At 59.3% G+C, this 24034-nt stretch carries 23 protein-coding genes and 3 pseudogenes; 16 read left to right on the top strand and 10 right to left on the bottom strand.

The genetic code is table 11. From position 1 onward, the window contains the following. Window position 1: 1 nt before the first annotated feature. From OKW35_RS10550 to OKW35_RS10530, 5 genes are all read left to right on the top strand, one after another. Window positions 2-325, top strand: a complete 324-nt coding sequence (locus tag OKW35_RS10550; RefSeq protein WP_429551880.1) for a TrbM/KikA/MpfK family conjugal transfer protein — start codon at window positions 2-4, stop codon at window positions 323-325. 141 nt (window positions 326-466) lie between these two features. Beyond that, on the top strand, window positions 467-1009 hold the full coding sequence (locus OKW35_RS10545; protein WP_429551879.1) for a hypothetical protein: 543 nt from the start codon (window positions 467-469) through the stop codon (window positions 1007-1009). After that, a complete protein-coding gene (locus OKW35_RS10540) occupies window positions 996-1199 on the top strand; it encodes a hypothetical protein (protein WP_429551878.1) in 204 nt (67 codons plus the stop codon). Before OKW35_RS10545 ends, OKW35_RS10540 begins: the two co-directional genes overlap by 14 nt. A gap of 144 nt (window positions 1200-1343) precedes the next feature. After that, window positions 1344-1703, top strand: a complete 360-nt coding sequence (locus tag OKW35_RS10535) for a hypothetical protein (RefSeq protein ID WP_429551877.1) — start codon at window positions 1344-1346, stop codon at window positions 1701-1703. Window positions 1704-1838: 135 nt separating this feature from the next. Next, window positions 1839-3164: a hypothetical protein gene (locus OKW35_RS10530; protein WP_429551876.1), complete on the top strand. Its 1326-nt coding sequence runs from the start codon at window positions 1839-1841 to the stop codon at window positions 3162-3164. On the opposite strand, the gene OKW35_RS10525 is transcribed toward OKW35_RS10530, so the two are convergent. From OKW35_RS10525 to OKW35_RS10510, 4 genes and pseudogenes are all read right to left on the bottom strand, one after another. Continuing rightward, window positions 3068-3862, bottom strand: coding sequence for an ABC transporter ATP-binding protein (locus OKW35_RS10525; RefSeq protein ID WP_429551875.1), 795 nt, complete (start codon window positions 3860-3862; stop codon window positions 3068-3070). The genes OKW35_RS10530 and OKW35_RS10525 overlap by 97 nt on opposite strands. A gap of 85 nt (window positions 3863-3947) precedes the next feature. Beyond that, window positions 3948-4646, bottom strand: a complete 699-nt coding sequence (locus OKW35_RS10520) for an ABC transporter permease (protein ID WP_429551874.1) — start codon at window positions 4644-4646, stop codon at window positions 3948-3950. 4 nt (window positions 4647-4650) lie between these two features. Further along, on the bottom strand, window positions 4651-5340 hold the full coding sequence (locus OKW35_RS10515; RefSeq protein ID WP_429551873.1) for an ABC transporter permease: 690 nt from the start codon (window positions 5338-5340) through the stop codon (window positions 4651-4653). A gap of 1315 nt (window positions 5341-6655) precedes the next feature. Then, window positions 6656-7048 (bottom strand): annotated as a pseudogene (locus tag OKW35_RS10510) (LysR family transcriptional regulator); the annotation flags it as partial. A gap of 186 nt (window positions 7049-7234) precedes the next feature. Here OKW35_RS10510 and OKW35_RS10505 point away from each other — a divergent pair. The 4 genes from OKW35_RS10505 to OKW35_RS10490 all read left to right on the top strand — a co-directional run bounded on the left by OKW35_RS10505 (window position 7235) and on the right by OKW35_RS10490 (window position 10736). After that, window positions 7235-8380, top strand: a complete 1146-nt coding sequence (locus tag OKW35_RS10505; protein ID WP_429551872.1) for an NAD(P)/FAD-dependent oxidoreductase — start codon at window positions 7235-7237, stop codon at window positions 8378-8380. Further along, window positions 8370-8720: a (2Fe-2S)-binding protein gene (locus tag OKW35_RS10500; RefSeq protein ID WP_429551871.1), complete on the top strand. Its 351-nt coding sequence runs from the start codon at window positions 8370-8372 to the stop codon at window positions 8718-8720. Before OKW35_RS10505 ends, OKW35_RS10500 begins: the two co-directional genes overlap by 11 nt. A gap of 5 nt (window positions 8721-8725) precedes the next feature. Next, window positions 8726-10162 (top strand): FAD-dependent oxidoreductase, encoded by a 1437-nt coding sequence (locus OKW35_RS10495; RefSeq protein WP_429551870.1) that lies wholly within the window; start codon window positions 8726-8728, stop codon window positions 10160-10162. Window positions 10163-10391: 229 nt separating this feature from the next. Continuing rightward, window positions 10392-10736 (top strand): RidA family protein, encoded by a 345-nt coding sequence (locus OKW35_RS10490; RefSeq protein ID WP_429551869.1) that lies wholly within the window; start codon window positions 10392-10394, stop codon window positions 10734-10736. A gap of 426 nt (window positions 10737-11162) precedes the next feature. On the opposite strand, the gene OKW35_RS10485 is transcribed toward OKW35_RS10490, so the two are convergent. Next, window positions 11163-11357, bottom strand: a complete 195-nt coding sequence (locus OKW35_RS10485; RefSeq protein ID WP_429551868.1) for a hypothetical protein — start codon at window positions 11355-11357, stop codon at window positions 11163-11165. 868 nt (window positions 11358-12225) lie between these two features. Here OKW35_RS10485 and OKW35_RS10480 point away from each other — a divergent pair. From OKW35_RS10480 to OKW35_RS10465, 4 genes are all read left to right on the top strand, one after another. Next, window positions 12226-13551, top strand: a complete 1326-nt coding sequence (locus OKW35_RS10480; protein ID WP_429551867.1) for an LLM class flavin-dependent oxidoreductase — start codon at window positions 12226-12228, stop codon at window positions 13549-13551. A gap of 28 nt (window positions 13552-13579) precedes the next feature. Next, on the top strand, window positions 13580-14080 hold the full coding sequence (locus OKW35_RS10475) for a flavin reductase family protein (RefSeq protein ID WP_429551866.1): 501 nt from the start codon (window positions 13580-13582) through the stop codon (window positions 14078-14080). 296 nt (window positions 14081-14376) lie between these two features. After that, window positions 14377-15294, top strand: coding sequence for a LysR substrate-binding domain-containing protein (locus OKW35_RS10470; RefSeq protein WP_429551865.1), 918 nt, complete (start codon window positions 14377-14379; stop codon window positions 15292-15294). Window positions 15295-15452: 158 nt separating this feature from the next. Continuing rightward, window positions 15453-16055 carry a nitroreductase family protein gene (locus tag OKW35_RS10465; RefSeq protein WP_429551864.1) on the top strand — a complete coding sequence of 201 codons (603 nt, stop codon included), beginning with the start codon at window positions 15453-15455 and terminating at the stop codon, window positions 16053-16055. A gap of 178 nt (window positions 16056-16233) precedes the next feature. Here OKW35_RS10465 and OKW35_RS10460 read toward each other — a convergent pair whose 3' ends face one another. Then, complete coding sequence (locus OKW35_RS10460) at window positions 16234-17463, bottom strand: IS4 family transposase (protein ID WP_429552136.1); 1230 nt, start codon at window positions 17461-17463, stop codon at window positions 16234-16236. A gap of 307 nt (window positions 17464-17770) precedes the next feature. Here OKW35_RS10460 and OKW35_RS10455 point away from each other — a divergent pair, with 307 nt between their 5' ends. The 3 genes from OKW35_RS10455 to OKW35_RS10445 all read left to right on the top strand — a co-directional run bounded on the left by OKW35_RS10455 (window position 17771) and on the right by OKW35_RS10445 (window position 19888). Next, the gene (locus OKW35_RS10455) at window positions 17771-18919 is read left to right on the top strand and encodes a porin (protein WP_429551863.1); all 1149 of its coding nucleotides are present in this window, start codon (window positions 17771-17773) and stop codon (window positions 18917-18919) included. Between the two features lie 173 nt (window positions 18920-19092). After that, window positions 19093-19647, top strand: coding sequence for a hypothetical protein (locus tag OKW35_RS10450; RefSeq protein WP_429551862.1), 555 nt, complete (start codon window positions 19093-19095; stop codon window positions 19645-19647). Further along, the gene (locus OKW35_RS10445) at window positions 19634-19888 is read left to right on the top strand and encodes a recombinase family protein (protein ID WP_429551861.1); all 255 of its coding nucleotides are present in this window, start codon (window positions 19634-19636) and stop codon (window positions 19886-19888) included. Before OKW35_RS10450 ends, OKW35_RS10445 begins: the two co-directional genes overlap by 14 nt. On the opposite strand, the pseudogene OKW35_RS10440 reads toward OKW35_RS10445, so the two are convergent. The 4 genes and pseudogenes from OKW35_RS10440 to OKW35_RS10425 form a co-directional block, all read right to left on the bottom strand. Beyond that, window positions 19876-20429, bottom strand: a pseudogene (locus tag OKW35_RS10440) (IS21 family transposase); the annotation flags it as partial. The gene OKW35_RS10445 and the pseudogene OKW35_RS10440 sit on opposite strands and share 13 nt — an antisense overlap. A gap of 195 nt (window positions 20430-20624) precedes the next feature. Next, a pseudogene (locus OKW35_RS10435) lies at window positions 20625-21691 on the bottom strand (IS110 family transposase). A gap of 157 nt (window positions 21692-21848) precedes the next feature. After that, the gene (gene mhpE, locus OKW35_RS10430; RefSeq protein ID WP_429551860.1) at window positions 21849-22871 is read right to left on the bottom strand and encodes a 4-hydroxy-2-oxovalerate aldolase; all 1023 of its coding nucleotides are present in this window, start codon (window positions 22869-22871) and stop codon (window positions 21849-21851) included. A gap of 13 nt (window positions 22872-22884) precedes the next feature. Continuing rightward, window positions 22885-23826, bottom strand: coding sequence for an acetaldehyde dehydrogenase (acetylating) (locus OKW35_RS10425; protein WP_429551859.1), 942 nt, complete (start codon window positions 23824-23826; stop codon window positions 22885-22887). Between the last annotated feature and the right edge of the window lie 208 nt (window positions 23827-24034).

The following is a 24034-nucleotide window of genomic DNA, read 5'->3' as shown; positions in this document are numbered from 1 at the left end:
CATGAAAACGATTCTGGGAATGCTTCTGGCCGGCGCGCTGCTGGTCGGCCCGTTCATCAGCACACCGGCGCACGCCGACCACAATGAGGACGCGTGCGGTGCGGTGCTCTGTCTTGCCGGGCTGATGAACGGTGGGAGTGGCGGCAGCGACTGCAGCCAGTACGAGGCGAACTACTTTTCAATCGTGAAGTATCACCACGGCCACTTCGATCTGAGCGGGACATCGAGCGCCCGCGGTGACTTCCTGAACCAGTGCAAATCGGTCGGCGGCGACCAGAAAAGCTCGGTCAACTCGAAGTACGGCGGTGTCGAGAACGGGCCGTGAATGCATCCCTCAGCCCGGCGGCGCCCTCGGGCCGCCAGGATTCGCGCCGGTGGCGTTCTCGCGTCACCGGCGTTTTTTCCAATATCCATAAGCCGCGGTTGAAATCCGTCGCCGCAACAGCATCCACAGGAGAACCATGCAATGAAAAATGCACCCACCCACCCACCCACCCACCCACCCACCCTGGCCCGGCGTCAGGCTGCCGCTTCAATCGGCTGGCCGGAACGCATAGCCTTGCTGCTCAACCCCGATCCTGCCGCGCGCAGACGCCTCAGGCGGCTGGGGATTTTCGCTGGCGTGCTGGCCGTTCTCTGGATGGTCGGCACCGATCCGCGCAGGCCGGTCCAGACATGGGCGCAGTCGGTTGAGAACCGCGAGACGCGGTCTGCGATGGAGTCCACGATGAACGCCGGCAACCCCGTCGCCGGAACCTGGCTGGCGACGCACTTCCGGCCGGATTATCCGGGACTGCTGGAACTGCAGGCGGACGCGGGCGAGCCGACGGCGATGTTCATCATGCGCCGGATCCTGGTGGACTGCGCGCATCCCGGGCGCTTCATCACGCTCGGCCGGAACCTGATGGCGTCGCAGGTGAAGGCGAAAGGTCTTGATCTTGTGCGCAAGGCTGCGGCTGCGGGCAATCCGGACGCGCTACTCTTTGCGGCCCGTCATGACGGAGCGTAAAGGCTGGACGCAAAACAGTCCGTATGAATTCGTCTATCCGGGCGGCTGGTCGATCACCAACCGGATCATCAACGGCAAGTCACGCTGGACGCTTTTATGCGCCGGCGAGCAGTTCGGCGCGTTCAGCAGCGCAGCCGCCGCGATGAATCACCATGCCGCGCTGATGAAGAAACAGGACGGCGGCGCATGATGCGGGGCCAGCAGTCGTTCGTCGTATGAAGTCGACCCGTGGAAATCGAACCGGGGAATCAGACCGGCGCCGGCATCACTGAACGGGCTATGGTCGGCAAGCGCTGGCCGCAGTACACTGCCCGGCGGTGTGGAGGAGAACACGATGAAACTCACTTCCGGAAAACTGCTCCGGCTCATGAAGCCAGGGCGCGCCTATCAGGCGGGTGAGCTGGCCAGGCGCTTTGACACTTCGACCGCGCACGTCAACGACATGCTGTGCACGCTGGTTGAAGACGGACTTGTCCGGATGAACAGTCACTCATCGCGCATCATCCGCTTCGAGCGGCTTACCTTCTGGCCGGAACCACCATCGCGGCCCACTGTCGGAACCGGGATATCGACGAGCGCGACGAGCGTCGCGACACAACCGGTGACCCGTCAGCTGCACGGCTCGCTGCGCGGCTACGATGCGTCGCTCGCCAGCGTGCGCAGTCTCGCGATGCTCACGCGTCATGCACACTGAGGACAGACACCCATTCGCCTGATTGACCGGGACCACCCTGACAGGGTCAAGCGACCGCTCAGCGCTGAAGAGACCGCCGCGGTGCGCAGGTTCTGCGGCGCCGGGCAGGACGTCCAGACCGGAGACGTTGAGCGCGTGCTGGCCATACTTGAAGAGATGCACGACGGGCGGCACGTACGGCAATGGCTCGAGTGCGACTGCTGGCCGGGAGCCACTACGCAACCGCGGCTGACGGCCCGGGTCCGCGAAGAGGGGCCGCGTCATTTCGTGCGCATGCACGGATACGGCGAGCATCGCTGCGCGCTGGCTTCCTTCCGTCAACAGCCGGAGCCGGAGGACGAGCCGGACGATGCCGCCGTGCCACCCGGTCGGCACAATCCGCTCAAGCCGGTCGGCGACGCGCTCGACTACCTTGATGACGAGCACGAGGGCGCGGCGCGTCCGGGAGGCTCGGGCGGTTCGGCCAGTGGGACCGGTGAAACGGGGCGACGCCTGCCGCGCCTGGGCCGCATCATGCATACGTTGCTGGACGATGCCGGCTTTGCCACCGTCCACGTCGACGTGCTGAAGGAGAAGACGAATTCGTGGGAGCGCCTGAAGCCGTATGCGGACGCGGAAGCGATGAGTCCGGAGCTGACCTTGGGGCAGGTGCTTTTTACGGAACCGTGGACCAGCATCAACGAGAAAATGGCCGCCATCGATGCGCTGCCATGGCCGGAGAAGAAAGCGCGTAGCGCGCTCCTGCTGTTTGTGGCCGACGAGATCCGCGACGGTGCCGCCATCAAGCGCACGCGCCTGGGCGAACGCATCGTACGTCCGGAGAAAGGCATCCGGGCCGGCGGCCGGGACCAGCGGCTCACGCAGCCACCGTACTGGGTGCTGGCCGTCGTCGATCGCGACCGGGAGGGCAGCGCGCGATATCGCGAAGCGTTCGCGCAGCACGCGTACTCGTTCCGGCAGCCGGTGCCGCTGGACAGCCGGTACGAGCGCCTCACGCTCGAATGCCTGTTCCGTGTGATGGAGTGGGTCAGGACGCGCGGCGTCGAGGTGACGCTTGGCAAACCGCTGTTCGATCGCGAGGTGCGGCAGCCCGGCGGTCCAAGCCTGTGGTGCCGGCCGGACTTCGAGCTCACGTTCCGGACGGCCGCGTCCGCCGGTGCAGCGGAGCTGCCGGTCAGGTGTGGCGCGTTTCTCGAAACGAGAGTTTCATCGAAAAATGCAACCCTATCGATAATAAGGGTTAGCGATATGCTACCCGTTTCCGGCACGTTCGCAGCAGGCGGCGAGACTCCGATTCGAATCGGAGTGGTTCGTATTACCGATCACATGTCAGACGTTGACTGCAGTTTTCTCACGGTCGCGGGCTATTTCAGGCTGCCAGAGAGAAACTGCCTGAGTCGTTCGCTGCGTGGCTTGCTCAGTACTTCCTCAGGAAGCCCCTCTTCCTCCGTGCGTCCTTGATGAAGAAACACCACATGATTCGATACATTGCGGGCAAACCCCATTTCATGCGTAACAACAATCATTGTGCGTCCTTCGTCTGCGAGCTTTTGCATTACCTTGAGAACTTCACCTACCAGCTCCGGGTCGAGCGCAGATGTTGGTTCATCGAACAGCATCACGTCAGGGTTCATCGCCAACGCGCGAGCAATCGCGACACGCTGCTGTTGGCCGCCAGAAAGATGCGAGGGATACTGCTTCTCCACGCGCGGTGCGAGTCCGACTTTTTCCAGGTATTCACGCGCGCGCTCTTCCGCCTCGCGACGTGACAGCCCGAGCACATGTACCGGCGCTTCAATAATATTCTCGAGAACGTTCATGTGCGCCCAGAGATTGAAATGCTGGAACACCATCGAGAGCTTCGTCCGGATACGCTGCAGCTGCTTCGGGTCCGCGACGTCGAGATAGCCGGATTTATCGGTGTTCGTCTTTACCGCTTGGCCATCGACCGAGATGCGCCCGGAGTTCGGTCGCTCAAGAAAGTTGATGCAACGAAGAAACGTACTCTTTCCCGAGCCGCTTGCCCCGATGATGCTGATAACGTCGCCCCTTTTTGCGTTCAGGGATACGCCCTTGAGTACCTCGTGGTCTCCGAAGCGCTTGTGGATGTCGTGAACTTCTAACTTGCAAGCTTCTGTCTGAGTCGTGACCCTCAACATTCTGATCCCTTATCGTTAGTTTTAAAGCACCGGTGTGTCGGACACCTTGGCTGGACACCGACGCGCAAGCTTAGTGAGCACGCGGTCAGAGGTAGCCGAGCCAGTGGCGTTCAGCACGCCGGAAGACAACGACCAGGGCGAAGGAGATGGTCATGTAAAGCAGCGCGGCAATGCCAAACGCCTGGAACGACTGGTAGGTTGCAGAGTTGGCGTCGCGGGCGACTTTGAGGATGTCAGGCACGGTGGCCGCGAAAGCAACCGAGGTGGCATGCAGCATAAGGATTACCTCGTTGCTGTAAAGAGGCAGGGACCTTCGCAACGCGGAAGGGATGATGATGCGTCTGTACAGGGTGAACCAGTTCATTCCGTAGGCGCGTGCGGCCTCAACTTCACCGTGAGACATCGAGCGCATCGCGCCAGCGAATATCTCGGTCGTGTAGGCGCACGTATTAAGCGCAAACGCAACAATTACGCAGTGGTAACCGCTTCGAAAGAAGGCATCGGTAAGCTCATGCGACCGAATAAAGTCGAAGCTATAAATACCCGTATAGATCAGAAGCAATTGCACGTACAACGGCGTGCCCCGGAAGACATACGTGTAGAAACGCACGGGCATGCTTATGCCGCGATTCGTGGAGACACGAGCCACCGCGAGGGGCACCGCCATCAGGAAGCCGACTACGAGAGACGCCACCAGCAGCCAGAGGGTGACGGCGAGGCCGGAGACGCGCTGCCCGTCCCAATACAGGAAAGCGCGCCAGAACTGTGTAAGGATATCGATCATGAGCTTAGAGTTCCGCGTGACGAACGCCAGTCGAGAATCGTTTCTCGAGCCTGAACAGCACGAAATTGGAGATGGTTGTCATCGCGAGATAGATGAGCGCGGCACACATAACAAAGAAGAACATTTTGAACGTGCTCTTACCCGCATCCTGTGTGGCCTTTACGACATCTGCCAGGCCGATAATGGAGACAAGCGCAGTCGCCTTGACCAGAACCTGCCAGTTGTTGCCGATGCCCGGAAGTGCGAAGCGCATCATTTGAGGAAACAGGATGCGCCGGAAAACAAGAACCCCATTCATTCCGTAGGCGGCGCCCGCTTCCAGTTGCCCGCGCGGCACTGCAAGGAATGCGCCCCGAAAAGTTTCCGTGAAGTAGGCTCCATAGATGAAGCCGAGTGTCAGGACGCCTGCCGCGAACGGGTCGATGTCAAATTGCGCGAGACCCAGGGCGTCGGTAAGATTGTTGACCGCAATCTGGATGCTGTAAAAGACAAGGAGCATCAGGACAAGGTCCGGTACCGATCGTATCAAGGTCGTGTACGCTGAGCCGATTGCGCGAAAACCACGATTTAGCGAGAGCTTCGCGACGGCGCCCATGAGGCCAAGGACAACCGCGGCCGCAAGCGACAGCACCGACAATTCAATTGTCCGCACAGTGCCGGCGAGCAGCTGCGGACCAAATCCGAATAGAAACACATGCGTCTCCGTGCTTGTTATAGGTAGAAAACGGCGAGCCGAAAGCCCCCGCATCTCTGTTGTGCGGCAACCATTCAGTCACCCAGGCGGCAAGGAAAATCCCCGGCGGCTCGGAAGGGGGACTCACCGGGCACGCAGCAGCGTCTTGTCCCACATCTCCTTCAACAGAGGCGTGGGAGAACAGAATAGGTAACGGCCCCTTTTCCGATGGGCATTGGTTAGCCTGACGGTCTCCAAATGCCGGACCTTTGGCCGCTGGCGATTGGCACCAAACCCGGCCGCCGTTTTCGCAAGTTCTATCTGGATAGTTGCAGGCACGTCAAGCGGCCCGGTCTTTTAGTACACGGGGACGTCGGCACAGTGCGCCGCAAGCTGCCGGCCGGCCCAGGACGCGGCCGCCTGAACGATGTGTGCGCAATTCAGCGGGCCGCGCACCTGGATCGGCGCGGACCGACGAGTGCCGCCACGCGGCCACATGATCGCCGAGATATCTCATCGAGAGGCCGAGCCTCATTTTCCGTCTTTCATCATTTCGACACCTCAATTGCGGATTACGCCACCCGACAATGCATGAGCGGCATGAGCAGGATGGTGTGCTGCCGACGTGAACGACACAATGCCGTCAAAATAGGTCCGGTATTCGAAATTCGTATAGGGGGTTTTCCCCCCATATGGCTCGGCTCTGCAATTCAGTGGCCTCGCTGAACGAACTTAATGCCAGCCGCGACTATGGACCGAGCAGGCCTTGACTCGGCGAACACGCGTCGGATGCCGGTGCAGTACGGCGCACGGAGCAGGCCCACGGCCGTCGATAGGGCCGGCACCACCGTCGCGCTGCACCTGCCGAAGGCTGGCAACGATGTCGCCCCAAGGGCGCGAAGCGCTGCAATGAGACAAGCACCGCGCACACCGATAACGATGCAGGGTTTTTCGCATGGGCAGCACATCCGGCCAGTTTCAGCCTCGCCTCAACGAAGTAAGGGAATGCCCTTATCCACTTTTCAAATAGACGGCCGCCTTTGGCGACATTGTTTATCGGACGGTGAAGCGCGATCATTCACCCATGCCGCCATGTTCCGGGCGGACCAGTCCAAGAATGGGAGCGCATGCAATGACTAAAGACGGAAAAATGAGGCTCGGCCTCTCGATGAGATATCTCGGCGATCACGCTGCCGCCTGGAGGCATCCGGATGTGCCGGCTCCGCTTCGTCGGCGGGTCTTAAGTGTTCTGGGGCGGCTACTTTAACTCTCCACGCAGGTGCGGCGCGAAATCGCGTCGGACGCGTGAGATCCCAACAGGGCCAGTGGTGCACCATACGGTCACATCAGGTCGGGACCGCCTGAAACGCTGCACGACTCTCGGAAGGAAGCTCATCCCGATGCCGGGGATTGACGCAATGCGGAGGCGGCCGCTGCCAAGATTGCGAATACTGTCAGCCGCGTACGCGAGTCTTGTCAGCCCGACGAAGACGCGCTCAACCTCGCGAAACAGAGCTTTTGCTTCCGGTTTTGGACTGAGACGTCCACCGGAGCGCTCGAAGAGAACAAGCCGCGTATCAGCTTCCAGCTGAGTAATAAGCCTGCTCACATTCGACTGTGAAGTATGCAGCTCCTCTGCAGCGCCAGTCGTTGAACCGGCTTGCATCACTGCGCGGAAGGCCTCGATTTGACGGAGCTTCGTCTGGACTATCTCGTTTTGGCATAGCATTGCATTATATTCGTATTTGACTGCATAGGGCGGGGCCGTCAACATCCGTGCTACTACGCGTGTGGCTAGGCTAGGAGCGAAGACGCTCCAGGCAAAGCCGGTGGCCATCTTCTTCTCGACTGCGCCTGGCGCAACCAGCGGGATCGGGCCACAGCGCGAAATCAGTATCTTGCGCAAGGACGCAGTATGGAGACACACCATTTGGCAGGCCTCTATGATGCGATTGTCGTCGGCGGTGGGCTGGTCGGGTCTGCTGTCGCTTATGGCATCGCCCGCGAGGGCGCTCGAGTACTCGTTATTGACGAGGGTGACGACGCGTTTGGCGCGTCGGTGGGCAACTTTGGACTGGTTTGGGTGCAGGGTAAAGGTTTCGGACAGCCCGCCTACGCTGCATGGACCCGGAAATCCGCAGCGCTCTGGCCATCATTCGCCGACGCTTTGCGCGATGAAACCGGCGTGGACACTCAGTTGCTGCAGCCGGGCGGTTTCGATTTATGTTTCTCGGACGAAGAGCTCGAGGAGCGTGAAAAGCAGCTGCAGCAGCTATCGAACGAAGCCGGTGGCGACTATCCTTTTGAGGTTCTCAGCCACGCGGACCTGAAGGCCCGGATACCGCAAATTGGCGAGTCCGTCGCTGGCGCAACATATACGCCGATGGACGGGCACGTGAACCCGCTCAAGCTACTGCTCGGCTTACGACGATGCCTGGCCAACCGGAATGCACATCTCGTTAACTCCGAGAGGGTAGCGCGCATCGATTCACAACCCGGCGGATTCGTTGTACACGGACAGCGAGGGCGCTGGTCCTCTGCGCGTGTCGTGCTCGCGGCGGGTTTAGGCAACAAGGACCTTGCGCCCATGGTCGGATTGCAGGCTCCCGTCGTGCCGATACGCGGTCAAGTCCTCATTAGCGAGCGCGTCGCGACGTTCCTTCGCTTTCCAACCACCACAGTGCGGCAGACGGCTGAAGGCACCGTTCAATTGGGCTACTCACTTGAGGACGTCGGCTTCGATAAGGGTGTCACAACTGACGTGCTCTCAGAGATAGCAATGCGTGGGGTGAAAGCTTTTCCACTGCTTCGTGATGTCCGGCTCGTGCGAGCATGGGGTGCACTCCGTGTGATGACTCCGGATGGTTTCCCGATATACCAGGAGTCTGTGATTTGTCCAGGGGCCTTCAATATCAGCTGCCATAGCGGGGTAACGCTTGCCGCGGCACACGCGCTGCGGCTTGGGGGTTGGATAACCGGGGGGCGTGGGGTTCCGGATTTGCAGGCGTTTTCTGCCGATCGCTTCCGAAATCATTTTGAATCTTTCTCCCATGTCGACTGAAGCGCTCTTCGAGCAACTGACGATTGAAGGTCCGAAGGTGCGCATTACCTTCAACGATGCACCTTATGAAGTGCCTGACGGAATGAACCTGGCTGCCGCGCTCCTTGCCGTGGGTGTCCGACGTTTCCGCAGCACGCCCGTGAGCGGATCCCCGCGGGCACCCTACTGCATGATGGGTGTCTGCTTCGAATGTCTCGTCGAGATTGACGGTTCTCCGAACTGCCAGAGCTGTCTCGAAAGCGCGCGTGACGGTATGGTCATTCGCTCCCAGGAAGGCGCGCGACAGGTGATGTTCCAGTCCAGCGCTGAGTCAGCAAGCACAATTGGCGGAAAGGGATAGCAGTGATGATGCCAGAATCAGTTGATGTCGTAGTTATCGGTGCTGGACCAGCAGGCATGAGTGCCGCGACCACTGCCGCGCACGCGGGACTTAAGGTTGTGCTCCTTGACGAACAAATGACCGTTGGCGGCCAGATCTATCGGTCTATTACCCGCGCCGACGAAAAACGTATTAACTTGCTCGGGCCGGACTACGCGTCTGGAAGCACTATCGCTGAGGCCTTCTCCGCAAGCAATGTTCGCCATGAAACCGGCGCTCAGGTATGGCTGGTCAGCAAAGAGCGTGCGGTACATTACACGCAACGAGGTCAGAGCAAGTCCCTGTTGGCCCGTTACATTGTGCTCGCCACGGGCGCAATGGAAAGACCGTTTCCGATTCCCGGCTGGACTACGCCCGGAGTGATGACCGCCGGTGCCGCGCAGATTCTGCTGAAAGCATCGGGCACGGTACCCGGGCAGCCGGTAGTGCTCGCAGGTTGTGGACCACTACTCTATCTGCTCGCCTGGCAGTACTTGCGCGCGGGCGTGCCCATCCGTGCCTTCGTCGAGACCACTAGTCTTGCAGATAAATTCAGAGCGGCGAAACATTGGTGGAGCGCCCTCTTGGGGTGGCGAGACTTGACGAAAGGCCTCAACTTGCTGGGAGCGCTCCGAACGGCACGCGTACCGGTGTACCGAGGTGCAGCGGGACTGCGTGTTGAAGGAAAGCCGGTTGCCACAGCACTGACCTTCATTGCAGGCAGGAAGCGTCAACGCATTGAAGCTGCCCTGATACTGCTGCATCAGGGCATTGTGCCGAATACGCAGATCACCTGGTCGCTTCAGGCATCGCATCATTGGGACACGAGCCAGCTGTGCTGGGTACCCAAGCGCAACGATGTTTTTGAACTGGACGTACCGGACATCTTCGTTGCAGGCGATGGAGGCGGCATCGCCGGAGCGAAGGCTGCGGCGACGCAGGGACAAGTCTGTGGGCTGGAGATAGGCCGGCGTCACGGCAGGATCGAAAGAGGTGAGTTTGAGAAGCGGGTCGCCAGGGCACGCTCGGAGCTTGCCGGGCACCTTCACGTCCGGGCGTTTCTCGAAGCGTTGTATCGACCCGGCGACGAAACACGAATTCCGGCAGACGACGTGCTGGTCTGTAGATGCGAGGAGGTCACTGCGGCCGAGATTCGGCGGTCGGTCGCGCTCGGATGCGTTGGTCCCAATCAGACGAAGGCGTTCACTCGATGTGGCATGGGACCCTGCCAGGGCCGACTATGCGGACTGACAGTCACGGAGATTATCGCGCGAGAGCGTCATGTTTCCCCGGAAGTCGCGGGCTACTACCGAATCAGACCACCCATAAAGCCTCTTACACTTGGCCAGTTGGCGGCAATTGGCGACCATACCGAGCACCAGGCGATCAAGGATGCTGCAACCGATAAAACGCTATGCAAGTAATGCGCGCATGAACCGTGCGGTGGACTTCGGCCACCTGGGGTTTGCTGGGCGGCAAACGTCCATAACGCTGACATCCGCACACCGAAGGACCATGCCTCACGCAGTATCTTCCATACATCTTCCGGTTTGGGAACCGACAATTTACGGATAGGCGGGGCTGAATCGCCAGGAAGTAGTTCGCCTGCGACCTATGCGGCGACTGACACTTCATCCTTTAGCGGAGAAATTTATGATCATTCGTCAAGGAAATACAGGAAGGCTGAGCAAAGCTCTGGTGGCCAATGGCTTTGCGTTTCTATCGGGGTTGACCGCCCGAGACACGACCCGCGGTGTCAGGGAGCAAACAGCAGACGTCCTTGCTCAGATCGACAGTTATCTGCAGCCGGTCGGAACTGACAAGTCCCGCATCGCGGTTGCGAACATCTGGTTGAGGGACGTTCGTACTTTCGACGAGATGAATGAAGCATGGGAGGCATGGGTCGACAAGGAGTGCCCGCCCGCACGAGCGACGGTCGAATCGCGTTTGGCGGGCGAAGACATTTTCGTCGAGATCCAGGTTCAGGCGGTGGTCTGATCGGCGCATTCTTGCACGGTCGATTCGCGTTTCCTCATATTTACCGGATCGAAATAGCCTCATTTTGCGCGGTGCGGTTCCGTGTGATCCATCGTGGGCGTCCGACGAAGCCCCGCGTAGGAAGCGCGCTAGGCCTGCCGCGCCTGCGCTGCCAGTCGTGATCACGCCAGAGGTAACAACGATTGGTAAGGATTTCCGGACTGTGGAGCGCCCTCGTGCGCAAGCACGGGCGCAGCGCTGTCACTCTCATCCATTGTGTCATGTGTATGTGTGGGTCCTGTACGCCTCCTTCGCCCTTGTCCACAATCACGACTTGCAGATCATTTGATCGCCGGCGAATGTCGACTCTCATTGCCCGAATGGCACGCTAGGCAATTACCTGAAGGAACGGATTCACTGTATGCCGTCTGGCAGGCAGGTAACCGCTCACCGATATACGAGCAGGTCGAACCATTCGAAAAACGTGCCGAAGTTGGCGGCGATGACATCGCGGACCGAATTTTTTACGGGCGTCGCGCAGACACCGGCGTCAAGGGTGTTGGTTCTGTTCGGCATCTTATCTCCTTTGCAGTCGGCGCCGGTCGGATTGTTGCCGCCGGAGCCGTTATAGAGACGCGCCATGCGCGCGCCGCGATTTAAAACAACAAGCTTATGCAGGACAAGCGATATGGAGGATCGAATCGTTGCGCGCAGCAGGGCGAGCGGCCCGGTCTTTTAGTACACGGGGACGTCGGCACAGTGCGCCGCAAGCTGCCGGCCGGCCCAGGACGCGGCCGCCTGAACGATGTGTGCGCAATTCAGCGGGCCGCGCACCTGGATCGGCGCGGACCGACGAGTGCCGCCACGCGGCCACATGATCGCCGAGATATCTCATCGAGAGGCCGAGCCTCATTTTCCGTCTTTCATCATTTCGACACCTCAATTGCGGATTACGCCACCCGACAATGCATGAGCGGCATGAGCAGGATGGTGTGCTGCCGACGTGAACGACACAATGCCGTCAAAATAGGTCCGGTATTCGAAATTCGTATAGGGGGTTTTCCCCCCATATGGCTCGGCTCTGCAATTCAGTGGCCTCGCTGAACGAACTTAATGCCAGCCGCGACTATGGACCGAGCAGGCCTTGACTCGGCGAACACGCGTCGGATGCCGGTGCAGTACGGCGCACGGAGCAGGCCCACGGCCGTCGATAGGGCCGGCACCACCGTCGCGCTGCACCTGCCGAAGGCTGGCAACGATGTCGCCCCAAGGGCGCGAAGCGCTGCAATGAGACAAGCACCGCGCACACCGATAACGATGCAGGGTTTTTCGCATGGGCAGCACATCCGGCCAGTTTCAGCCTCGCCTCAACGAAGTAAGGGAATGCCCTTATCCACTTTTCAAATAGACGGCCGCCTTTGGCGACATTGTTTATCGGACGGTGAAGCGCGATCATTCACCCATGCCGCCATGTTCCGGGCGGACCAGTCCAAGAATGGGAGCGCATGCAATGACTAAAGACGGAAAAATGAGGCTCGGCCTTTCGATGAGATATCTCGGCTATCACGTTGGCGCCTGGAGGCATCCGGATGTGCCGGCGGACGGAGCGCTGAGCTTTGCACATTTCCTGAACACGGCCCGCAAGGCGGAAGCGGCGCATCTCGACATGGTTTTCTTTGCTGACGGTCTTGGGATCCGCGCCAATGACAACCCGAAAGGATCTCTTGCGCGTGACATGCGGAATGCAGAGTTGGAACCGATCACGCTTCTCGCCGCACTGGGTGCAACCACGTCAAACATCGGGTTAGTGGCAACTGCCTCAACCACCTACAACGAACCGTTTCACGTCGCACGGAAATACGCTTCGATCGATCACATCAGCGGCGGCCGCGCCGGATGGAATGTCGTCACTTCGTGGTCAGATGAGGAAGCTCAAAACTTCAACAGGAACGAGAACCTTGCCTATGAAGAGCGGTACGAACGAGCCGACGAATTCGTCGACGTTGTCAGATCCCTTTGGCGGAGTTGGGAGGAGGACGCGTTCGTTCGAGACAAGAAAAGCGGACTTTTCTATCACGAAGACAAGTTGCACGTGCCGAACCACAAGGGCAAGCATTTCCAGGTACGGGGCCCGTTGAATTCCGCGCGTACTCCGCAAGGAGAGCCGATCATCGTGCAGGCCGGAGCTTCCGAGGCCGGACGTGAGCTTGCCGCCAGATGCGCGGATGTGGTCTATAGCAATTCGCATAATCTGAAACATGCGCAAGATTACTACGGCGATCTGAAGGGGCGGCTCGCGAAGTATGGTCGCGAGCCAGGCGAGTTGTTGATCATGCCGGGCATTACACCGTTCGTCGGTAGGACCAGGCAGGAGGCACAAGACAAGTTCGACCAGCTTCAGGAGCTTATCCACCCGCTGAGCGGCCTGGCCGAGCTCTATAACGCGCTCGGCGACCTATCCGGCTATCCGCTCGACGGGCCGGTGCCAGACGTCGGTGGGCAGAAACTCAGGAGCCTTGCATCAAACCTGTTGGAGATGGCTCGTGCCGAGAACCTCTCAATTAGACAACTCTATCAGCGCGTCGCATCGACTTTCTCGGTACGCCTGGTGATCGGAGCCGCCAGCGACATCGTTGATGAAATGGAAGAGTGGTTCAAGAATGATGGCGCAGACGGCTTCAATTTTTGCCCGGCCATTCTTCCGGGCGGTATGGACGACATTAGCGATTTCATCATCCCGGAACTGCGCCGCCGTGGGTTGTTCAGGGACCGATATGAAGGACGAACTCTGCGCGAGAACCTTGGGCTCAAACCCAGTGTCTACAAGCGTGGGTGATCCGTCATAGTCTAGTCAGGTGACCGAAATGCAAACCATCGATTCCAAAGGTAACTTCCAGCAGGCGATGTCGTTGTTCGCTGCCGGTGTTACAGTTATTACCGCAATGCGCGACGCAAAGCCGGTCGGCCTCATCGCGACATCGGTATGCAGTCTCTCCGACGACCCACCGTCGGTCATCGTCTGCGTGAACAAGTGCGCTTCGTCCCACGATGCAATCCTGGGCGCAGGTAGTTTTGCCGTGAATCTTCTTTCGACAGCGCACTGCGGGCTCGTTGATACGTTTCGCAAGCGCAAAGGGCAAGACCGTTTCGCCGCCAACAAATGGTCATCTCTCGAGACCGGTGCACCGATCCTGCTTGATGCTACCGTCGCATTGGACTGCGAAATCAGCGATCGGCATGACGGATTCACTCACTCCATCATCGTTGGCGTAATTAGAGAGATTGCGTTCAATGAGACTGTCGATGCGGGATGCCTTCTGTGGCACGAACGTGGTTTTGCACGAAGCGCGCCTCTAAGAATTTGACTGGCAGACGCTGGTGCGGTCATGTCACTGAGTATGCGTCCGGCATGATCGCAGATAAAACTGCAGATTTTTGTCTAAGGGATTGATATCAATCTCTTGATGCGAGGCGTCTTGATTGCCCGTTCAACTTGGCCGGCCGGTGTGATCGTTCGTCTTAAGCGCGCTTGATTGGGCGGTGTCGACTTAGAAGGACCAGCAATCCTCGATCATGTGAATACCATGGCCGACACGCCCTTGCGATGTCGGTCCGAACCATAGATGATGGTTGCTGAAAGGGGACAGTCACTTGGGAAATCATGAACATCCGGCAACTTGAAGCGTTCCGCACGACCATGATGGTCGGCACTGTAAATGGTGCGGCGGATCTACTGGGGCTGTCTCAGCCATCGGTGAGTCGCTTGATCACCGAGCTCGAAAAGGAGCTCGGCGTGACATTGTTTAACCGCGCTGCTGGCAGGCTCGTGCCGACGCCTGAAGGCAGGATGATCCACGAGCAAGTAGAGAACACATTCCGTGCGTACCAAAAGATCGGAGAACTTGCCGCTGATGTGAGGAAACTTCGCGTAGGCGGCATTTCGATCGCATGCATGCCTGCCCTCGGAATAACTTTTTTGCCGGCAGTCATAGCCCGGTTTTGCGAAGCTCACCCAGACGTTGATATCTCACTGGATGTTCAAACTTCCACGAAGGTGGAAGACTGGATTGCGACGGAAAGAATCGATCTTGGTCTTGCAGAAGTACCTTACGACCGCGAAGATCTTTCGGTAGACGAATTCTGCAACATTCCCTACTACGCGGTTATGAAGAAGGGACACAATCTCGGTAAAAAGTCGACGCTTTCACCTGAGGATTTCGAAGGTTGCTCATTTATCTCAACCACGGCGCACTATCAAGACCGGCCGCATGTTGATCGTCTATTTGAATCGCGAGACGTAAGCCGTGTTATGCGTATCGATACGTCATTCTCTCACTCGACATGCGAGTTGGCCGCACTAGGAATGGGTGTCGGTTTTATCGATCCTTTCAGTGTTCACGGATACCTTGACCGGGTCGATGTTCGACTCGTGGACCCGTGTATCACCTTCAGGGTTGGGCTGCTATACCCGAAGTGTCGCCCGTTGTCGAAAGTGGGGCGAGCATTTGTTTCGTTTATGAAGCAGCATCGTGATCGATGGTTAGCTGAAGTCGCAGCAGCTTGCAAACTCCATGAATGACTCTGCCCAGACGCTTTTAACCCGGCAGTCGCGTAGGCGGCCTAGATTGATCGCCTGAATATGTTCAGACCTGGGCGGAAATGCAGTAACTCTAGAAAAGTCCGTCTCACATAATGATCTGTTTTTGGTCTTGAATAGACTGTTATCAAATTCCGACTATGGCTATCCATATAATTCGCAAACCTGATTATCCAATTGATGCGCAGTTTGTCGAGCGCTGGTCTCCTCGCGCTTTCACATTAGATCCTATCGATGAGCGGGCGCTTCTCACTATTCTCGAAGCTGCCCGTTGGGCCCCCTCGTCTTACAACGCGCAACCGTGGCGGTTCATGTACGCCCGCCGGGACACAGAATCCTGGGAGATGTTCCTGTCCTTTCTGAGTGACTTCAATCGTTTATGGGCCACCCGCGCAGCAGCAATCATTGTGGTCGCGTCAATGTGTACATTTCGGATGCCTGGGAAGGACGAAGAAGTGCCTTTACTTACGCATTCGTTCGACGCAGGAGCGGCCTGGGCGTTCCTTGCGCTGCAAGCTAGCCTCTCGGGCTGGGGCGCTCATGCCCTTGCTGGGATCAACAGCGAAAAAATCCGGAATGATCTGGCTATTCCCGACAACTTTGCAGTGGAAGCATGCGTAGCCTTGGGCCGAGCCGGGGATGCAACGTTGCTTCCGGATTCGCTCCGGGCAAGGGAAATGCCTAGTGACCGCAAGCCACTTAGTGACATTGCGGCGGAAGGCCGCTTCGTCGGCGGGTCTTAAGTGTTCTGGGGCGGCTACTTTAACTCTCCGCGCAGGTGCGGCGCGAAATCGCGTCGGACGCGTGAGATCCCAACAGTGACCGGGGCGTTGGCGAAGTAGGGCGCAGCACATTGGAGTCCTGGCGCAGGGTCGTCGCTGGTCGCCCGCTACGAGCACAATCCTCGCAACTTAAGGATGACTACATGACGGCCTTGGAGGCGAATGCCTTGTGTGGCTTGGGTTGAGAGGGACGAGGTCGTGCCCGGTCTGGAACGAAGCGAATGACATTGTCGGCGATATGACGAAGCGGACGAATCAGATCATCGAGGGGTGGCGCGCAGCGATCGCGCAGCCAGCGAGGCAAGCACTGGCGGATGTGGGCAAATGCGCGAGTGCGGTTGAGCTTCAGCAGTGCGCCGCTGGACGAGCCGAGCACGGTAGGCGTATCTTCGCCGATCACGCCGTCGCGTTCGCGGAGTGCTTCCAGGCACAGCAGCGCGCTGAGGTTGTCGCTGAGGATCTTCGCCGCGAGATCCTGCTGATGCGTCAGCCAGCTCAGTCCGGAGGCGGCCTCCAGATCAAGTCGATGCTTGATCCGTTTGATCGCTTCCTCAATTCGCCACCTCTGGTGGTACAGCGCGGCGAAGCCGGCGGCAGGCCAGGTGCATGTATCCAGCAGATTGGTCGCGAGCACTCGCACGCGGCCCTCGGGTGTCGGCAGGCGGATCAGGCGCACCGTGACCGGCTCGCGTTCAATTTCGTAGTCGCTCGCGTCCGGGCGGTTTGGCGGTGGCAACGTGACGATTGCCTCGGCTGCACCGCTGCGCAGGAACGTCGTGACGGCAGCGCCGCCGATTCCGTCAATACGCATGCAGAATTTGATCGCGCGCCTCTGGAGTGCGGTCATCAGCCACGAGGCGGGATAACCGCGGTCGAGCACGAGCAGATCATTTTCGCCCAGCAGATCAAGGTGCTCGAACAGCATCTGCCGCTCGCCGGTATCAGTGCCGTACAGCGTCGCATGCAACATCATCTCGACGCCGGGCAGGTACAGCGCGAAGACCTTGGCAAACTGGATCACGCGACGCGTGGCATCGCGCGAAGTCAGCCTCACATCGCTCGCGTCGACGGCCACTACACGCAGCCCATGCCAACGCGGCATGCCGATGTGCTGTTCGGCGAGCGCAAGCAGATGCCGCGTCAGATCGGTGAACACAGTGTGCGGCAGGTTCTGCCGGGCTTTGTAAAGTGCCTGGGCGCTTGCGCCTCGCACCAGTTCGGCCTGGTTATGCAGCACCGCGAAGAAGCGGTCGAGCTCCGTCTGCACGCAGGCACGGTTGCAGCCGAGAAACCAACTGATCAGTGTGGTGAAATCCAGCTTGTGGCGACGGATGAAATGCCTCGGATCGGCAACATGACGCGTGCGCAGTTCCGCCGAATGAAGGTAGCTGATGAACTCGCTCAGTATAGGGATAACCCGAGTTCATATCGTGAAATAATGAGGACTACGACAGCCTGCATCCTACCCGCTCAGCCCCGTGTTTACAAGTACGAGCGCGCTAAGTTGCGAGGATTGGTGTCGATCCTGATATCGCATCCTTCCCTGCAATAAAATCTTTGAGTGTGCGTTATTTATATATATGGAGGTGGCGTATATTATTTATTTAGATATACATATTAATGTGTGTGAGAAGTCAATTAATTACATTAAATATAACTTATAATGGAGTTTGGAGATGAAGCAAAAGCTGCTGGTTGCATTAATCGTTGCTGCGTCTGCGGTGCCTGCCTTTGCTCAGAGCACTGTTACCCTTTACGGGCTCATCGACGAAGGTCTTGACTACACCAACAACGTAGGCGGCAACAAGGTATATGAACTCCAGAGCGGTTACGCGCAAGGCAGCCGCTGGGGGCTGAAGGGCTCGGAGGATCTCGGCGGCGGCGTCAAGACGCTGTTCCAGATCGAGAGCGGTTTTAATGTCAACAACGGGAAGCTCGGGGAGGGCGGCCTGGGTTTCGGCCGGCAGGCCTTTGTGGGGCTTTCTGACAGCCGTTTCGGAACGGTCACCTTGGGGCGCCAGTACGATTCGCTCGTCGACTACCTCGCACAGACCACGGCGAACGGCAATTGGGCCGGCTATCTGTTCGCGCATCCGTACGACAACGACAACACCGACAACACGTTCCGCGTGAACAACACGGTCAAGTACTCGAGCCCGACCTTTGCGGGCTTCCAGTTTGGTGGAACGTACAGCTTCAGCAACGACACGAACTTCGCGAACAACCGTCAATACAGCCTCGGCGGCCAGTATGCGAACGGTGGTTTGCTGGTTGCCGCAGCCTATCTGCAGGCCAACAACCCATCAGCGAGCGCCGGTGGTGCGGTCAATAACGGTGGTGACGAGAACTTCCTCGCCAAGCGCTTGCGGATTTTCGGCGGTGGCGTCAACTATACCTTCGGCTCCGCAACCGCTGGCTTCGTGTACACGAAAACGGACATTACCTCGCCGCTCTCGACGACCTACATTTCCGGCTCGATTCTGCCGACTACCGGTACGCTGAACGCGCTCAAGTTCCAGAACTTCGAACTGAACTTCAAGTACCAGTTCACCCCAGCTTTCTATGCGGGTGCGCAATATGTTTATACACTTGAGCGCTTCGAGGCTTCGTCGGGGACAGAGAGCCCGAAGATCCACTCGGTTGGTCTGATGGCCGACTACAACCTCTCGAAGCGGACCGATTTTTACCTTCAGGGCGCGTATCAGAAGGTGGCTGGCGACAAAACGAACACCGCACTGGACCTGGCTTATGTCCCAGGTGCCGCGGATGCTTCGTCGACGCAGAATCAGTTCGTGATCCGTGCTGCAATCCGCCACAAGTTCTAACTTCGTGGTATGACGGTGTTGATCGAGGCCAGCCAGGATAAGCGCTTATGCGTGCAGCGCATAAGCGCTTTTGGGGTGTTGTCACGTTGCTGATCAAAGGAACAGGATTGACAGTCCGGGTGCATCCTGTTTGCCCCCGACGCCGACGTGCGTCATTGATCCAGGCGCCTGCCATGCGACCCATGCCTGTCTTGACTCGGCATCTGCCATTGCCCGTTCATTCTGCCCATATCGGGCAGGAACTTGAAGTTCGTTATCGCTGGCATCCACTGTACGGTCGCCGCGTCAAGGTCAGGGACATTGACCAGCGCGGCGGCGGGCGTGTAGTTCACATCGAGGCCGACCCAGGTGTAGTGCGAATGGTGGCAGAGGGGATGCTGGATGCGGCAGTATGCTCTGCCATGGAGTCAGGTGAACCCAAGGTCACTTTGGCGGCGTTGCGTAACCTGCATCAGTTGCTTGCTGATCAGCATTTGCGAGGAAACTCCCCGGACGGTTCCTACATCGTCCGGGAGAAACGCAATGGGCAAGCTTCCAAACGCCGTTCCAGCAAGTCTGCGATCGTTACCGTCGATACCGCGTCAGATGAACATGACGTTCGGAACACCCTCGAACTGCAGAGGATGAACGCGGCACAGCGCGCAAAAGCAATCACCCATTTGGCGAGCCTGCTGATGCAGGCCGCCGGCGTTACCACGCCAAAGGAGCATAACGATGACGAACGTTGATCGTTTGCCTGAGCTCCTTCTTAAGCGTAAAGCGGTGGTCTATGTCCGGGGATTTCGCGATGTCGAGGTTATCGATGACGATATGGGCCGTTCTGCCAGCGGCGCAGTCGCCCGGCCTGGCTTCGAGCGTCTCGTGGCACTACTGTGTGCTGGCGAAGTCGGAGCGGTCCTATGCATGGACGCATCACGTCTTGCACGTAACGGGCGCGACTGGCACCATCTGCTTGAACTCTGCCGGTGACATCCCAGCCAGGTCGCTACCGTTAGGTCCCGTACAAACTCAACATATTGGTGGCGCGACCAGGCCAGGGTCATGACGAAGAACCATGTCTTGTGGATCTCGCCAGTGAGCGCGTCGGCCATCATCGGACCGGCGCCGAAATCAACCTGTGCCGCTTCGGCTTGAATTCCAGGCGCAGCGGCACGTCGGGCGTGTGCGATGCGTCTATATGCAGAAGGAACCGATAGACCGACGAATAGCTGCCGCCGTGTCCGTGGTTGCGAACGAGCGTGGCGTGGATCGTCGTGCATTGAACTCCGGTTGCCCGCCACTTGGTGATCTGCTCCCGCCACGGCTCCAAAGTTGAAACGCAACTCGATGGTAGCGGCGCCTCTTTGCGATCCAGTAAAGCGGCCATTACGTGTTCGTCAGGTAAAGCCGCTTCGCGCCCCAACCATCCGTTCGTAGCGGCAATCTCCCGCACCTGCGCAATCTTCTTGCGCCCCATGGTCTTCGATCGTGCGATATCCCGGTCAGAGTCGCACTTCATGGGCGTAGTCATCGCGCGCCCGGGCCCGGATAGTAACCGCGCAGCAGGACCCCATCCGGAAAACGGCGTACATACAACTGTCGCCCGGGGGCTGGTCGAGTTCGCCTGCTGCCGGTCTGACCTGTCGCTATCCTTGCTTTGCGTTCCTGATTACGAAGACACCTTGCGAGGTGTACTGCAGTACCGGTTCATCGTGCGCCCGAATCTTCATGCGGTGCCATGGTCGGCGGTAGCACGGCCATTCGGAACATGTGACGGATCGAAGCGTTCGCCCTTGGCGAGAATCGCCCACAGGATCCGCGCATGCTTGTTGGCCACGGCGACCAGCGTGCGGTACCAGCCGACCCGTGCCCGCAACTGGACGATCCAGCGCGACAGGCGGTCGTTGCGTCGAGGGGCCGTCATGACGGCGGAGCGTGCACCCTGGTAAAACAGCGTGCGCAGATAGTCGTTGCCCTGTTTTGTGATACGGCCCAGCCGGGTCTTACCGCCGCTGCTCGCCTGCTTCGGCACCACGCCAAGCCAGCCGGCAAATTGTCGTCCGTTCTTGAACTGGCGCGCATCACCGACGGTCGCGATCGCCGCTGATGCGGTGAGAGGGCCGACACCCACGATGGCCATCAGCCGCTGCGCTTCGCTGTCGGCTTTCGCGTGGGCAGCGACCTGCGCGTCGAACCAGGCGATTTCCTGATCCAGCGCTTGCCAGTGTTGCAGACCTCGCATGAGCGCGGTACGCGCCGAACCATTCATTTCGTTGCTCGCGTCCTCGAGTGCCTCGACGAAGCGGGCGCGCAATGCGTCGATGCCTTGCGGCAGGAATACGCCAAATTCAACCAGCAGAGCGCGTAGCCGGTTGACCAGCGCGGTGCGCTCCTCGATGAAACCATTTCGCATGCGGTGTATCACGAGCACACTTTGCTGCTCGGGCGTTTTGATCGTCACGAAGCGCATTTGCGGGCGGCTTGCCGCCGCGCAGATCGCCTCGGCATCTAGCGCATCGTTCTTCACGTGCTTGCCGCCTTTACGATACGGGGCTGCAAACTGGGGCGCGATGAGCCGGACTTCGTGCCCGAGCGCGCGCAACCGGCGCGCCCAGTAATGCGCCGCACTGCACGCTTCCATCGCGACCAGGCAAGGCGCGAGGTTCGCAAACCTGCCAGCAACTTTGACCGTGCAATCGCTTTCTTCACCACCACGCGCTCTATGCTGTCCACGCCGTGTAGCTGCATCACATTTTTGGCGAGATCCACGCCGATTCGAGTAATCGTGTCCATGACTTTCTCCTTCGCGGATGGGTTGGCGAGTCTCAATCATCCGCCGAGATAGGGAAAGTCCTTACTAATTCGGAATGGTTCACTCTCCGATACGCTGTTGGCAGGATCTGCGAACACGCGGCGGCTGCGTTCAAGCGCAGGCGCCGCGAGTGCTGCTTCAGCTTTGGCTTTCGAGTGCCCGCGTCAAATCCAGCGCGACGTCGACGATCATGTCTTCCTGGCCGCCCACCATGCGGCGCTTGCCGAGTTCGACGAGAATGTCGACGGTCTTCAGGCCGTACTTCTTCGCGGCCACCTCAGAGTGACGCAGGAAGCTCGAATAAACGCCTGCGTAACCGAGCGCGAGCGTCTCGCGGTCGACGCGCACCGGACGGTCCTGCAGCGGACGCACGATGTCATCGGCTGCGTCCATCAGCGTGTACAGGTCAGTGCCGTGGTTCCAGCCCAGACGCTGCGCCGCGGCGATGAACACTTCGAGCGGCGCATTGCCCGCGCCCGCTCCCATGCCGGCGAGACTCGCGTCGACGCGGTCACACCCTTCTTCCACCGCGACGATCGAATTGGCGACGCCGAGCGACAGGTTGTGGTGGGCATGCATGCCGGTCTGCGTTTCGGGCTTTAGCACGCCCTTAAGCGCCCTGAAGCGCGCACGAATGTCGCTCATGTTCATCGCGCCACCCGAGTCCACGACATAGATGCAGGTCGCGCCGTAGCTCTCCATCTTCTGCGCTTGAACGGCGAGGTTTTCCGGGGTCGTCATGTGGCTCATCATCAGGAAGCCGACCGTGTCCATGCCGAGTTCACGCGCATATTCGATGTGCTGCATCGAAATGTCCGCTTCGGTGCAATGCGTCGCGACGCGCACCACGCGCGCGCCCGCCTCATACGCGGCCTTCAAATCGTGAATCGTGCCGATGCCGGGCAACAGCAGTGTCGCGATGGTCGCGTGGCTCACGACGTCGGCCGCCGCCGCAATCCATTCGAGATCGCTGTGTGCACCAAATCCGTAATTGAAGCTGGAGCCTTGCAGACCATCGCCGTGCGCGACTTCGATACTGTCCACTTTCGCCTTGTCGAGCGCGCGTGCGATGTCCTGCACGTTCTTGATTGAGTACTGATGGCGGATGGCGTGCATGCCGTCGCGCAACGTCACATCGGAGATATAAAGCTTCTTGCCCATGTCGGTGTGCTCCCTACGCGTTCGCGAGCGATTGGGCCATGCGCTCGGCGGTCGCGAGCGCGGCGGAGGTCATGATGTCCAGATTGCCCGCATACGCCGGCAGATAGTGTGCTGCGCCTTCGACCTCAATGAACACCGAGGTCTTGAGTCCGCCGAAGCGGCCAAGTCCGGGGATGTTGAGCGGCGAGTCGGCAGGAATCTCGTCGAACTGCACCTTCTGCTTGAGACGGTAGCCAGGCACATACGCGTTCACCGCGCGCGCCATCTCCTCGATCGAGGCTTCGACCTGCGCGCGCTCCGCGAGTTCGGACAGCACATAGACCGTGTCGCGCATCATCAGCGGCGGCTCGGCCGGATTCAGCACGATAATCGCCTTGCCCTTCGCCGCGCCGCCGACCGCTTCAATCGCCTTCGACGTGGTCTCGGTGAACTCGTCGATGTTCGCGCGCGTGCCGGGGCCAGCCGACTTGCTGCTGATCGATGCGACGATTTCCGCATAGTGGACCTTCGCCACGCGCGACACCGCCGCCACCATCGGAATGGTCGCCTGCCCGCCGCACGTGACCATGTTCACGTTCGGCGCATCGAGATGCGCATCGAGATTGACGACCGGCACGCAGTACGGGCCGATCGCGGCGGGCGTCAGGTCGATCATCCGGATGCCGGGCTTGAGCGCGCGCAGGAAAGCGTCGTTCTTCACATGCGCGCCGGCGGAGGTTGCATCGAACACAAACTCGATGTCCTCGAAGACCGGCAAACGCGCCAATCCCTGAACGCCCTCGTGGGTTGTCGCGACGCCGAGCTGCGCGGCGCGCGCGAGACCGTCGGAAGCGGCGTCGATGCCGACCATCGCCGCCACTTCCAGGTGCAAGCTGCGACGCATGATCTTGATCATCAGGTCCGTGCCGATGTTGCCGGAGCCGATGATCGCTGCTTTGAGTTTTTCGGAAGCCATGTCAGTCCTCAATGCTACTGGTTGCAGAGGGGTTAAAACGGGCGGAGAGGCCGGCTGGGTAAGGGATTGGAGCGGTTGTCGTCGAAGCGGCTAGAATCCATCGCTTTGCTGATGGAAAATGGCCCAACGCCAAGCCCGACAACGGATTCCGGTGGAATTGAGCGAAGCGCAATTCAACGAATTTGTCTTGCCTCATTTGTCACGGGGT

Origin of the sequence: Paraburkholderia sp. MM5477-R1 (genome assembly GCF_050436385.1) — a bacterium.
In the GTDB taxonomy this organism is placed as follows: Bacteria; Pseudomonadota; Gammaproteobacteria; order Burkholderiales; family Burkholderiaceae; genus Paraburkholderia; species Paraburkholderia tuberum.
Note: the sequence above shows the minus strand (reverse complement) of the source record. Positions and strands in the feature narration are given on the sequence as shown.

Bases quoted from the DNA above. Each gene is read 5' to 3' on its own strand.
- OKW35_RS10445 (WP_429551861.1), top strand. From the start codon at position 19,634: ATGACGAACGTTGATCGTTTGCCTGAGCTCCTTCTTAAGCGTAAAGCG.
- OKW35_RS10540 (WP_429551878.1), top strand. From the start codon at position 996: ATGACGGAGCGTAAAGGCTGGACGCAAAACAGTCCGTATGAATTCGTC.
- OKW35_RS10450 (WP_429551862.1), top strand. From the start codon at position 19,093: ATGCGACCCATGCCTGTCTTGACTCGGCATCTGCCATTGCCCGTTCAT.
- OKW35_RS10520 (WP_429551874.1), bottom strand. From the start codon at position 4,646: ATGATCGATATCCTTACACAGTTCTGGCGCGCTTTCCTGTATTGGGAC.
- OKW35_RS10465 (WP_429551864.1), top strand. From the start codon at position 15,453: ATGGCTATCCATATAATTCGCAAACCTGATTATCCAATTGATGCGCAG.
- mhpE (WP_429551860.1), bottom strand. From the start codon at position 22,871: ATGGGCAAGAAGCTTTATATCTCCGATGTGACGTTGCGCGACGGCATG.
- OKW35_RS10490 (WP_429551869.1), top strand. From the start codon at position 10,392: ATGATCATTCGTCAAGGAAATACAGGAAGGCTGAGCAAAGCTCTGGTG.
- OKW35_RS10475 (WP_429551866.1), top strand. From the start codon at position 13,580: ATGCAAACCATCGATTCCAAAGGTAACTTCCAGCAGGCGATGTCGTTG.
- OKW35_RS10495 (WP_429551870.1), top strand. From the start codon at position 8,726: ATGATGCCAGAATCAGTTGATGTCGTAGTTATCGGTGCTGGACCAGCA.
- OKW35_RS10485 (WP_429551868.1), bottom strand. From the start codon at position 11,357: ATGGCGCGTCTCTATAACGGCTCCGGCGGCAACAATCCGACCGGCGCC.
- OKW35_RS10550 (WP_429551880.1), top strand. From the start codon at position 2: ATGAAAACGATTCTGGGAATGCTTCTGGCCGGCGCGCTGCTGGTCGGC.
- OKW35_RS10545 (WP_429551879.1), top strand. From the start codon at position 467: ATGAAAAATGCACCCACCCACCCACCCACCCACCCACCCACCCTGGCC.
- OKW35_RS10425 (WP_429551859.1), bottom strand. From the start codon at position 23,826: ATGGCTTCCGAAAAACTCAAAGCAGCGATCATCGGCTCCGGCAACATC.
- OKW35_RS10480 (WP_429551867.1), top strand. From the start codon at position 12,226: ATGACTAAAGACGGAAAAATGAGGCTCGGCCTTTCGATGAGATATCTC.
- OKW35_RS10500 (WP_429551871.1), top strand. From the start codon at position 8,370: ATGTCGACTGAAGCGCTCTTCGAGCAACTGACGATTGAAGGTCCGAAG.
- OKW35_RS10470 (WP_429551865.1), top strand. From the start codon at position 14,377: ATGAACATCCGGCAACTTGAAGCGTTCCGCACGACCATGATGGTCGGC.
- OKW35_RS10505 (WP_429551872.1), top strand. From the start codon at position 7,235: ATGGAGACACACCATTTGGCAGGCCTCTATGATGCGATTGTCGTCGGC.
- OKW35_RS10535 (WP_429551877.1), top strand. From the start codon at position 1,344: ATGAAACTCACTTCCGGAAAACTGCTCCGGCTCATGAAGCCAGGGCGC.
- OKW35_RS10455 (WP_429551863.1), top strand. From the start codon at position 17,771: ATGAAGCAAAAGCTGCTGGTTGCATTAATCGTTGCTGCGTCTGCGGTG.
- OKW35_RS10525 (WP_429551875.1), bottom strand. From the start codon at position 3,862: ATGTTGAGGGTCACGACTCAGACAGAAGCTTGCAAGTTAGAAGTTCAC.